The sequence below is a fragment of the Fulvivirga sp. genome, from assembly GCF_040218215.1.
Classification (GTDB): domain Bacteria; phylum Bacteroidota; class Bacteroidia; order Cytophagales; family Cyclobacteriaceae; genus Fulvivirga.
Genome location: NZ_JAVJQL010000012.1, coordinates 156,325 through 170,023, shown reverse-complemented (window position 1 = coordinate 170,023; position 13,699 = coordinate 156,325). Strand labels below are relative to the sequence as shown.

Genomic DNA, 13,699 nt, shown 5'->3' with positions numbered 1-13,699 from the left:
CGTAATTTAGTTTCACGATAAAGGACAAAAATGAATTTAACTGAAAATATCAAAGAAGGACTTCGTTCGATTAACGCTAATTTACTTCGAACTATTTTAACTGCACTCATTGTGACATTGGGTATTACCTCATTGGTGGGTATTCTTACCGCAATTGATGGCATTCAATACTCAGTTACGGATTCATTGTCTGAGCTAGGTGTTAACACTTTTGATATTTACTCAAAAAGGAATAGAGGAGGAAGAAATGCAGGAATTCAGGAGAAATCATATCCATCAGTTACGCTTAAGGAATCTATTCGATTTATTGAAAACTATAAATACCCATCAAGTGTAAGCCTTTCAACGGATGTTACCAGCATAGCAGAAATCAAGTACAAGTCTAAAAAGACAAATCCAAATGTTTGGGTAAAAGGGGCCAATGAAGAATACGTGGCCCTTGAAGGTTTGAATATTGAGAAGGGAAGAAATTTTTCAACCATCGAAATTCAATACGGAACCAATGTAGCGATCGTTGGAGTGGATGTAATCGAGTCGATTTTTGAGGAGAATGAAGACCCTTTAAACAAAGAGATATCGCTTTTGGGGAATAAATATTTGATCATTGGCCTTCTGGAAGAGCGTGGTCAACTCGGTGGAGGTGGAGGACCTGATAATTCCGTAATTATTCCTGTACTTAACGCCAGTAGATTGTCTTCGTCCCGGGTGTTGAGGTATGGTATAACTGTAGGTATCAATGATCCTTCTCAAATGGAAATGGCCATGGGTGAAGCTACCGCTATCATGCGAAAAATACGTCAGGACAGACTAGGTGAGCCCAATTCATTTGAACTGGCCAAAAGTGAGTCGCTGGCCGAAAGATTAGAGCAGATAACCAGCGTGATGAGACTTGGTGGTTTTGGCATAGGATTTATAACACTGCTTGGTGCTTGTATTGCATTAATGAACATTATGCTGGTGTCCGTGACGGAAAGAACTAGAGAAGTTGGTGTAAGAAAGGCACTTGGAGCGACACCTTTGCGAATAAGACAACAGTTTATCATTGAAGCCATTGTGGTTTGTATAATGGGGGGAGTTGCAGGTGTGCTACTGGGTATTGGTATTGGCAATCTTATCTCCTCTGTTATTGGTGTTGAAGGATTTGTGGTTCCATGGGTTTGGGTTACTGTAGGTTTAATTGTTTGTATTGTAGTAGGCTTGATATCCGGCTACTATCCGGCTAATAAAGCTGCAAAATTAGACCCTATTGAATCATTAAGATTTGAATAGTAAACTGTTTAGTTTTTCAATAGTTAAATTATTGCGTAATTAGACCTCATGATGCTTAGAGGTTTAGTCTTTCTATTTTTTGCAATACTTTCTAATACTCTTTTGGCAGGTGAAATTGTGCTGTCAGGTGCATATCAGGGAAAGGATCTTTATGTGCAAAACCCTTTTAATACTGAAACATCAACTTTTTGTACCAATGCCGTGTATGTTAATGACCGTTTGGTAATTGATCATCCAAAAGCTTCTGCCTTTAGAATAGATCTTTCCTTTTTATCGGTCAATGACCTTGTGGTGATCAGAATTTTATTTCAGGATAACTGCGAACCGGGAATTGTAAATCCCCAGGTACTCAGGTCTCCACAATCTTTTCAGTTTTTAACTGCTCAAGCGGATAATAATTCAATAACCTGGACGGCAAAAGGAGACAAAGGCGGTGTTTATTATTTAGAACATAAGTGGGAGAATCATGATTGGCAGGTTGCCGATACAGTTGACGTAATCAGTGCTTTCGATCAGAATAAGTACGCGGTAGAACCCTCACACATCAAAGGGGATAATAACTATAGGGTTAAATACATCAACAGCAATAATGAAGAATTTTACTCTGTTGAGTTTATGTTTACAGCAGCGGATAACTATATTACTTTTTATCCTAAAATAGCTACCTCACAGCTCAATCTTTCAGACTCCTGTCATTATGAAGTCATGGATTTCTTTGGGAAGGTTGTAAAAAAAGGTGAGGGGCGAGATGTCATCTTAGTTGACCTTAAGCCCGGTAAATACTATCTCAATATTCAGAATAGGAAAGAAGTCTTTATTAAGAGATAAAATGGCAACTATTTAAAATAAGAAAGGCTCTGAATATTCAGAGCCTTTCTTATTGATGAGTATTAACTACCGATCATTATGTGTTATTATCAAACGCTTCCTCATAACTGTATCATCATTTGATACTTGAATATGATACATACCTGATGCAAAATCTTGTGTGCTTAAATTAAGGCTTGTTTCTTCAATGGCCTTGTCAAACACCAACTTTCCAAAGTTGTCATAGATTTTTAAAGTACCATTGTGCAAACTCTGATTAAACAATATAGTTACCTGATCATTGGCTGGGTTAGGGTAGAAGCTGAAGGTATTAACACGAGCTTCCTCAACAGCGGTTACGGCATCCGGTGTTGGTACATTGTTATCAATCTCAGCTTGATAGATTTCTTTTGTTTCCTCATCCTGAATAAATACTACAACAAACAAATTATCAGGGTCGGTAATATTCATAGGTGTCCACTCAAAGTCCAAATTGAAAGGAATATCTTTCTGTAATGTTGAGGTAGCAAATTGATAACCAGCCGCATTTGGAAGTAATTTTCTCAACACGTGTCCGAAACTTCCACTTGATGTAGAAACTGGGTTTTCAAGCACTGCTGCAGTCACAGTTATATGATCACCCGTTAACGGCAATATCTTTGGCGTAACATCAACATTAATATTTAACTTTCCGTCAGAAGTAGAGGTATTAATATCTATACCAAAATTAGCCAGTGCTAACGTCCTTAACTCAAAAGAGTCTTCACCCCAAACTGAGAATAATCGGTTTTGTTCATCAGTGATATTACCATCAATTACAGCACTCGGCACATTCCTGATGTCGTAAAACAACGCCCTGGCACTTGGGTCCACTGGATTTGATGAGTTAATGGAGTTTGTAGATGGGAAATCTGTATGATAATTAATTACAATTAGTTCAGTGCCACTTGCAGGGCCACCGGCTAACAGGTTCAAGGTGTTTTCCTGATCGATAATGGAAGCCTGAGTTCCATTCATATTGGTAAAGTTCTCTACCAAAACCGTCCTGGTTCTTTGGCCAATAAAGAAGTTGTCAAATGCAAACCCGTCAGATTGGTGCACATTTTCATTAGGTCCAGACTTAAATGAAACCCTAAATTGTACTCTTGGTTGCCCCGCCACAGGTGTTAAAGTGTTTCGAGCATTTTTCCAATCTTCTTCTTCATCCGACCAGCCTAGATTAGTAGGATTATCTAAACCAGCTGCGTTGGTAATATCTCTTTGATCATACCAGTTGATTCCTGTTTCTAAACCACCAACTACTTTCCATTCGTCTTCAGCAGCGAGTGTTGTTCCAAAACCGATAAGGGAGTATTCTAACACCGCACCATCATTTTGGTTGATATTATCAAAAATATCCATTGTTACCAGTGGCCTGTCCAACTCTGACATATCAAATATAGGGCTGTATACATATGACTCCTGGCTTTGGTCATAGGTTCCGTTACCAGTCACCCAGAATGACGAACCACCATTAGTAGGAGAAGCGGAGTTGATTATGTCACCACCACTAGTACCTCTCACCCATGAGTTGTTTGTTCCCCATGTTTGCCAGCCCTCATCATTATCATCCTCAAAAAAGGCAGTATAATTTTCACCATCGACCAAAGTCTCCATTGGTACTACAAAAAGTGAATCTAGTATAGTTGTAGAACAGCTTAGGTTTGAAGTAAGTGTAAGTTGAATGTCTTTAGTCCCAATAGAATTAAACGGGTATACATAAGCAAACTGACCATTAAAAGTACCCTTAGCAGGATTTGGAGCAGTTTGACCATTGCCATCTCTTTCATTGAAAGACCATTCAACCGAAGAAACCACCTCCGTTCCGGAGAGCCCCAAAACTGAACTATTTATCGAAAACTGAGTGGCTTCCCCTAAACCGATATTTTGATAAGTAAATTGAGGTGTAGGGTTATTACCTATGGTAAGTGTTTTTTCAACTTGATCAGACCGACAGCCAACATTAGATTCCACAGTTAACTCAACGCTGTATGTTCCATCCTCTGCGTATTTATGGTTTACTGTTTCAGTATCAGCTTCATCTGGATTATTGGCTAATGGTGTATCAGGATCATCGAAGTTCCAATCCCATTTGTCAATAATACCACCGATCACTGTGGAGGTACTGCTGAAATAAGTGGAGGTTTGATTGACCTCTTCAAAAACACAACCTACAATTCCTAACGGGTTAGTAATACCATTTTCATCTTGTACTACAAAGTCAGCAACTGGTTTGGGGTTGACGGAGAAGTTAAGACTTTGAGAATTGGAACAAGTAGTATTTGGATTTGTAATTATCCATTCAATGGCATAGTCTCCATATCCAACTTCATCTACTAAATCCTGAGGAAGGATTCTTGCTGAAGGATTTGTTGTTGTAATACTAAAGTCAATGATGTCACTAATAGAGTCCGGCAAGTTCAAAAATCTAAAGTTGTGATTAGCATTATTTTGTACTGCTTCATTATAGTCTCCTGAAAAATTAATTTCTACGCCATCAACGCAGAAATCTGTGGGATTTTTAGGCCCACTTGCTACGGTAAATGTATTTATTGCTGGAGGAGAAGAAATTTCTATTTCAAGGGGAAAAGATTCTTCAATAGCGGTATTTGTTAAAGATTGGTATGTAGCAGTAACTTTCAGAATAACAGTCCCTTCGCCTGCACCTAGCGGTGATCCTGCAAGGTCTATATCGATAGTGTAATCACCACCACCAGCGGGTTCAACAGCTGAAATATTAGCAGTGCTTTCTACTCCATCCGCAACAAAGCTAATTAACCTAAAACCCTGAGCTTGTTTGCCATCTTCCGTTATAGTCACTATTTGGCCAGCTCCTAAACAGTATTTCACATCAAGACCAGGAACAGCAGAAGTTGCATCAAATATTGAGATGGTTTCTACACCACTTAGCTGACAGCCTTGTAGGGTTGTATGTGTGAGGCTAACATCATGGTCACCTACTGGAACAGAACCAATAAAAAACTTATTTCCAACAACACCATCTCCTGAAAAAACATTTAACCCTTCGATTTGTAATGCGGGCTCTGGTACTAGATCCAAGCTTATTTCATCATTTGCAACCGTGGAGATAGCGGTACCATCTAGCTGAAAAGTGAAGTTGGCGGCTGATGAACCAGAAACTGACAATGTAGCATGAGCTAGTCCATCTGATTCAGTGTTACCATCCTGATTGGCTGTTCCACCTATTCTAACAATTTCACCGGCAGCGGTAGCTGATGTTGCTTTAACTTCAAGGTTCTTGATAATAATATAATCCAGTGATCCTGATGTTCCCGAGATGTCATAATTTATTCTGAATATTGTGGCGTTAACAAACGTTAAGGTAGCGTTACTGATATTCGATCCGGCAATTTCTATAACAGTGTTGGCACTTGATGTATTAAGTTCAAAATTCGCTGGGAGTGCTAACAATATTGATTGATTGTTTCCATTAGTAAAATCCGAATTTTGACCTTCTCTTATAGTGATAGGTTGCAAAACCCTTTGATAATCTCCTTCACAGATCTCAATTTCAGGATTATTTACTTGTGTTGTGGTCTGAGAGCCATTTAACCCCGTTACTGCCAAACTTACAATTGCACCATCATTATTTGGAGGGTCTGCATTATCAACTGCCGCAGCCCAAATTTCATAATCATCATTGCCACTTAATCCAGTAATAATGTCATAGTGATATTGGTTAGCAGAAACAATTTCAATACTTCCGGAAGCAGAAATCGTCCCTCCATAGCTAGCGCTAAATATTTCATTTCTTGTTGGAGCTGCTTGGCCAGTAGGAATTACTAAATAGAAGACCTCACCTTCTTCGTTAATTCTAACCCCAAGGTCAAATCCGTCATTGTGCCTGTTAATTGCTACAATGGGATCTGGATTAACAAATTCCGGTGCTGTGGCATCCGAAGTTTTAAAATTCCAGTCAGTAGAATTTGAAATTCCCACAAATGCATTACCAGCTTTGTCAAAGAAGACCTCTGAATTTATTTGAACGTAGTAATTAGTGTTTTCGTCTAAGTCTGCAGCAGGATTAAATGTAAAGGTAGTTCCATCAGGTGATACTGTCGGGGACGTAAGGTTGAGTACAAAACCATTGTCCAATTGCTTTCTCAGTGTAATTGTTTCAGAACCAGTAGGATTCATTGGCTCGTTAAATTCAATAACAAGGTTAGTAGCTATATTAACATTGTTATTAGGAGTTAAAGGCTCTCCGTCAATAGGGTTTAAAGACTTGATTAATGGGAACTGGTTGTCCTCATAGGTATGGTATAATCCATAGAATTCGCTAGCACCTCCTTGTAGTGATACACTACCATTTGAATTCATAAAATCTCCTCCAGAGTAAAAGGCCCTAATGATAGGAGATGGTGTAACGGCAAATTGTGCAGTTAAGGCTACATTAGCCACTAAAGCAAAATTTTGATTAGTAACATCTGTATCAAGGACTTCAGCTAAGCCAGAAATTGTTACTGAAGTGAGTCCTTCGGTAACTGTGAGACCATTGATAAGTACATCATCAGAAAGAGGGTCGGAAAGATTAAAAGCATTATTGTTTGATCTAAAAACTCTAAAACTCTCATAGATCAGACCAATGTCAAAAGGGTCACCATTTTGGTTTTCAAATGAGAAAGTTATTTGATTCAGAATTGGTTGACCGGGTGTATTTGATGTTGCATTCAGTTGAAAACCAAGCAGAACTACATTTTCCAAACCGGTATTGAGACTTGAACCATTGGATGTAACACCATCTGTTATTTCACTAACCTCAGTATCAATTATATCCACAGGAGTGGTAGTAGCTGAGCTTATACCTCTTCCTCCAAGGTCATTAATGGTGATTGTTCCATCTCCAGTAGATGCATAATTAAAATCTGCAAATACTGATACTCCATCAACAAACTCGCAAGTAGTGCAGGAGAAATCAGGATCGTTTAATGCATCACCATCTCCCGGTACAGAAAGCTGAAAAGTTGTTGGAGAAATGAACTCATCAATATCCCAGTCAATATTGTTATTGATGTCCCTTGCTTCTACAATGAAAGCATTAGCAAGTGGCACATTTTTACCTTCAATACTATTTGGGTTTGAAGTGATAACATATCGCGTAGCTGCCACGTCAATAATGTTGTTAGCAGCACCTGTGGAGGCAGAGAAATTAGCAGGACTTATACCACTACTATTAGTCTCTAAAGTAATATTGGCAGGGTTTGAGGCGTCAAATTCAAAATCCAGAACTTTGTTATCAGCATCAGCAGGCAAGCCGGCTTGTAGATAAACTGCAAGTGTATAGGTTTTTGAGGTATTATCAGCAATAAAACCAAAATCTGCAACTGACGCATTGCTTAAATTTGTAAACTCTATATATCCTGGTTGAAAATCAACATCAGGGTCAGTATGACTTATATTTGTGGTTCCATCAGTAATAGTGAAGCCTGCAATTACACTTGTCCAGTCAACAAAGAGTCCATCATTGTTGGCACCTTGCGTTATGCGTAATTGATTAAACCTGGTATCTGCATTATCAGCCCCATTAGCCAAACCATCATCATCTATAACAAATGAAAATACAGTGATTGCACTACCGGGTGTTGTGGATAAGGATGAAATAGTAGTGCTAGCTGAATTGAAAGCTATAGTGGTTTCACTAGCCGTTGTAGTGGATACTGTAGTGGATGCAGGCGCATTTGTCTTATAGTTAACGTTGGTTCCATCATTAGTATATGGGTATATTTCAAAGTCGTAAGATGTAGCAGAGTTTAATCCAATAACATTAAATGAAGATAAACCATGAGCAACGTTGAAGAACATCTGTCCAGTGATACCAGTTGTTAGGTCCGTATCGTTAGCAATGAATGAATTATCAGCAGGGTTGGGAAGTGTTCCGGACTCTCGCACTAAAATCAAATGCTGGTAGGCAATCTGATCTGTAGAGGAGTTTGTCCAGGATAAATTAACACTTGTTGTATTTGGGTTTGCGTTTAATGTTGCAATATCCTCAGCTGGCTCAGGGTTGATAACGGTATATGTTTCATCAGCCCCCAATATGGTGCCAGACACATTATTTGCAGCATTATCAATAATAGAGTAACCTACTGCAAGATTTAAATTTACGGTTCCTGAAGCGGCACTATTAGCCAAATCAAAACCACTGACCGTTACTTCAAAATCAGTTCCTGTATTGGCATTTACATTAGTTACTGTAGGTGTGCCGATCAAATTACTTGATGAAATAGCAAAGTCAGTAACGTCCACATTGTTTACTGTTTCGCTGAACTGTACATTAAACCTCACCTCACCATTATTTATGCCCGCATCTTCAGGATTGCCATCTGTTCTGGTTATGAAGTTAATGTCGGGTATAGTTTTATCAAATACTACCTGAGATGCATCGGTCGTGGTGGTAAAGGTCTCGGTGTTTCCAGCGGCATCTCCAACAAGTACACTAAAAGTTACAAGACCTTCGGGCTCAGAACCATCCATCGTATGAGTAAAAGTGAAGTCATAAGGTCCGCCTGAAGCAGATGGATTAACTTCTCCTGCAAGCGTAGCCTGTCCAGAAGCAAGTGATTCATTTGGATTTATTGATATTGATAGACTTACAACATCTCCAACTTTCGCCATGGCAGTATTGAAGCTATTATTAGAAACAATCGTAATTGGATCCAGCTGTGGTGGAGTTCGGTCATAGGTAACTGATGATGGTGTTGTAGGGTGGTTGGTGGTATTAGTTACCACGGTTGTTAATCCTCCCTGCAAGGTTGTTATTGATATCGGAACTAGTCCTTCTGCTTCACTGCCTACGAGTGTGTAAGTTGCAGTATAAGATGGTGCTAGAGAGTTGTCAAATGTTGTAGGCGCATTTCCTAATATGGTAATTACCGGATCAGCATCTAGTGGTCCATTGGCAGTAAAAGACAAAGTAATAATCTCGCCTGTTTTGGCTAAAGAGGGATTAGGATTATTCGATACTAGGGTTACTCCTTTTAACTGTACCGTCTGATTGAAATTGCCAAGTTCATTACTTGAAATATCAAAAACATTACTCGGTATTGGAGTATCAAAAGGAGGAATGGCAATTGGACCACCAAGAATATAGTTCGCACCCTGCTGATAACTAATAGTTACTGCGTCAGTCCATGTGTTATTAGATAGGCTTGTTATGGTTATCGTATTTTCATTGGCTTTACTTGAGTATATGGCGGTACCAAAGAAGCCTAGATTGTCAATAAGTTGTCCATTGACAAGGAAGCCATTTGCAAATCCACCTTCTGCGATATCAATCTCCTCTGAGAGGTTGAAAACTATTTGTTCAGGTCCATTACCATTAGGTAAATATTGAATACCTGTAATGAGTGTCGGTGGAGTGTTATCAGCTGTAGTAAGACCAGACTGTGTGGCAAGCTCATTACCTGCTAAATCTCTGATATTTCCAGCACCATTCGCATAATTAAAAGTTGTTGCTATTGTCCAACCGCCATTGTTATTACTTTCAAGTACTACTTGATTTCCTGTAGTTTGATAAACGGAAGTATTTCTTACAGAATTCGTGGAACTTGTAAACCCAAGTGGTTCGGTATTGTTATTTAAATCTATAGTTTCGTTGAAAGTAAAAGTTACTGTTTCCCTATTCCCACCATTATCAGCAAAAATTAGGTTCCCTTGAATTATCGGAGCTTGAGTATCTATGGTAACAGCCAATCCGGAAGAATAAAGACCAACGTTGCCAAGAGGGTCGGTTGCCCTTGCAGTTATTGTGTGAGTGGCATCAAATAAGGCGCTGGTAGTAATAGAATAGGTTCCTCCTGTTGCAGTGCCACTGCCTATGATTCCTAAAAGATTACTACGAATTTCAACGGTGCTGCCAGCTTCGGCAGTTCCGGTAAAAGTGGGTGTTGTATCATTAGTAACATTATCAGAATTGGAACCATTGGAGTTCGCTTCTCCTCCGAAAGAGTCACTGCCTGCGGCTAAATTTGGAACAGAAGGTGGAACTGGCGGTGTGTTATCCATAACAAACGTGTTATTGTTTGTTCCTGTAGGAGTGAAGTTGGTGAAGAGATTTAAGTTAACATCGGTAATGTCAGTAGCACCATTGATGCCTAAGGTTACCGTACCATTATAATTTGTTAACCCACCTCCCGAGACGGTCACGCGATAAACATTGCCACCTTGATGAGCAACAGTTTGGATGTTACCCGCACCAGTTACTGTAAAATCGTCAGTCCCCACGTTTAAAACTGCCTCATTAAATTCAACATCCCATTCAATTGTATTTGCATTAGTCGGACTTGTTGAAGGAGTAGCTCTAGTGACAGTTGATATTCTTGGAGCCTGGCCATCTATCAATATTCCTGTCGTTACTGGCAACGCATATGTTAAGTCGGCAGTATTACCTGATACATCTTGAAGACTTCCGGTGTTTTCCTGAATTGGTGAAACCATCGTGATACCATTATTATCAAAATCATCTGAATTAACCGTATATCTATAGGTAATTTCAGTGGTACCACTGCCCGTAAAATAATTAGCGAAAACAGTACCTGAATTGAGATTGAGTTGAATTCTTGGTGTAGGTGTGGCATTAACAACATCATCATAATTAACTATGAAGTCTAAGTTATCACCAATAGCATAAGTCCCTGGACCTGGAGGTGTCACTGAAGTGATAGTAGGAGCCACACCATCAACAAGTATTGCCGTTGTAACTGGCAAGGTAAAGGTGAGTATGGCGTCATTTCCTAATCCATCCTGAAGGGTTCCACCATTAAGTTGAATAGGGGAATTTAGCAATACACCATCTGTATCTAAATCTGATGCACTCACATTGTATCTAAAGACTAAATTGGAACTACCAGAACCTGACTGGTAATTGGCAAATACTGTCCCTGATGCAAGTGTTATTGCAATGCGAGGAGTGTTTGTAACTGTTATGTTTTTATTGAAATTGATTGTAAAATCAACATTTTGGCTGATGATATACGTATCATCAGTTGGAGGTGTAACAGAAGTTATCATTGGTTGTATGGCATCAATCAATATTCCTGCTGTAGATCCAACACTGTAATTTAAGTCTGCTGTTCGTCCCACATTATCAAGTATTGATCCTGAATTTAAATCGATTACAGAGGCAACGCCTATTCCGTCAAGGTCTTCGTTTCCGTTTACAATTGTGTATCTGAATGTAAGTGTATTAGAATTGTCCCCATCAAAGTAGTTAGCGTATACCGTACCTCCAGTATTTAGTGTCAGTTCAATTCTTGGTGTGCCTGTTACCTGTACTACTTCATCATAGGTAACATCAAAGTCAAGATTTTGTCCACTGCCATAGGTCACGTTTGATGGTAAATCAAAATTAGTGATCGTGGGGTCTTGAGCATCGACTAAAACACCTGTAGTATTCGGCAAAGTATATGTTAATGTAGCGCTATTGCCATGAACATCTTCCAAGGTTCCTCCATTCTCCTGAATGGGTGATATTAGGGTAATGCCATTCGCATCATTATCACCATTTTGAACCTGATATCTAAAAACTAAGGTATTTGATCCGCTACCAGATTGGTAATCTGCATTCACAGTACCACCAGTTTCCATTGTAAACTGAATGCGTGGTGTATTGGTAACATTCACAATCTCATCAAATTGAACGGATATGTCTATATTGTCACCTTGAGCATAGGTATTGGAAGGTATAGTTACACTAGAAACTGTCGGGCCGGTACCATCCACCAATACACCCGTAGTGTTCGGTGACGTAAAGGATAAAGCAGTGGGATTACCACCTGCATCGTTAATAGTGCCTGAGTTAAGTTGCAATGGAGAAACAATAGCAAGGCCATCTAAATCAAGGTCATTATTATCAACTGTATATCTAAAAACATGGGCAGTACCCGGAGATGTTCCGGGTTCAAATGTCGCAAATTCAGGGCCACCATTAGCCAGTGTTATGGCTATTCTTGGTGTGCCTGTGATTGTAACTGACTCGTCAAAAGTAACAGTAAAGTCAACATTTTCACCAAAGGCATAGGTATCATTAGCCGGAGCTACAACAGAAGCAATGGATGGAGCTACATCAATGGAAGCAGAAGTGCCCGTAGTCTCAGCACCTGTGGCATCAATATCAAATATTTCATTAGTGTCAAATTGTAAATCAGTCCATGAGAACTCACCTGTTGATAGACTACTAGTGAGGTCTGCGTCCAGTACGGAAGATAATGTACCTGTGCCAGTACCGCGTGCTAATGTAACCGCATCAGTATTATCTAAATCAAGATTTCCATTAGGATCCTGAGCCTGAACGGTCAAGCCAAAGTCAGTGTTTAATGAAACTAACGTTGGTTGGGCAGTTATGGCATATTCAGTAGCAATTACCTCAATCGGCACATCACCACTAGTGATGGTGTTGCTACCATAAATATTTCCACTCGTCACATTAAAATCAGAACCGGATAAGGAGATGTTAATATTGGCCCCATCAATGGCTTCTCTTTCAGGTAATGGAATATTGGTGGACAAACGTAGCCTTAGTTGATACAATTTGGCTTCGCCTTGGTTAATATCTCCTATTTGGTTGTTACCATCGTTAATTCCTGTAAATTCCAATACAGTATTGTTAGCGTCACTAAATCCGGTGCTGGTAATGGTAAATTGCTGGGCATTGTCACTAATACGTTCGCTGTATAATTGCGCATCAGCTATTACATTGGCCCAATCTATGCCGACATCAGCCAAGTTAAAGTCAATGGCATCAAATTGAACTCTTGTATCTCCAGGTGCTACAGTAATGTTGAAATCAAATACAACCTGTGACGCTACTTGAGGTGCACTGGGTGATATATAAGCTGTTTCTAATGAAGACACACTTGCAGGTGTTGCCAATGCACCTGCTGATAATACTTGTTGGCCAAAAACTTGAATATTGTCAAAAGTGGTTTGCTCTCTACCACTTCCAGAATCATTTGTTCCGAAGATTTTAATCACCATTGAACTTCCGGTGCCTGGGACAGGGAAAGTAAAAGATTGAAAAGTTGCTGTTAGCTCTGGAGCACCACCATTGTCATCCCCATTAAGATCGGTATCTTGCCTTAACCTGCCATTACCACTATTTTGTTCGAAATTGCCTATCAATATATCAGCACCACCATCTATACTTGCATATACTTCTAAATAATCCCCATTTTCATATTGATCGGGTTGGGTTGAACCGAGCAACATTCTAACTTCTAGATCACCAAAACCCGTAATATCTATTGGGTCTAATTCCATTATCCCAACGGGATTATTTGGATTTGCCCCAACGTCTAACTTACCCATTACCCAATAAAAACTTCCATCTTCACCGGACATATTAGCATATAACTTCGTGCTACCGTCTTGCAACCTTAGAAAGAAATGTTCGTCTTCTGCATCTACATCATCAAACTCACCAGATGTATATCTTGATCCATTCCCGTCAGTCTCAAAACTTTCAGTGCTTCCCAGTTGTACGAGTTGACCATGTACACCAAATGATGTAAGGGCAATTAAAATGAATATTTTAAATAATTGAAAAAAGCCTTTCATATATGTAACA

3 protein-coding genes are annotated in these 13,699 nt (G+C 39.4%); 2 read left to right on the top strand and 1 reads right to left on the bottom strand.

The genetic code is table 11. The features are described 5' to 3' along the window. Positions 1–30: 30 nt before the first annotated feature. Complete coding sequence (locus RIB54_RS06810; protein WP_350068593.1) at positions 31–1,269, top strand: ABC transporter permease; 1,239 nt, start codon at positions 31–33, stop codon at positions 1,267–1,269. Positions 1,270–1,317: 48 nt separating this feature from the next. Next, the gene (locus tag RIB54_RS06805; RefSeq protein ID WP_350099973.1) at positions 1,318–2,097 is read left to right on the top strand and encodes a hypothetical protein; all 780 of its coding nucleotides are present in this window, start codon (positions 1,318–1,320) and stop codon (positions 2,095–2,097) included. A 66-nt stretch (positions 2,098–2,163) separates the two neighbouring features. Here the strand turns inward: RIB54_RS06805 and RIB54_RS06800 are convergent, their stop codons facing one another. Further along, positions 2,164–13,689, bottom strand: a complete 11,526-nt coding sequence (locus tag RIB54_RS06800; protein ID WP_350099971.1) for a T9SS type A sorting domain-containing protein — start codon at positions 13,687–13,689, stop codon at positions 2,164–2,166. Between the last annotated feature and the right edge of the window lie 10 nt (positions 13,690–13,699).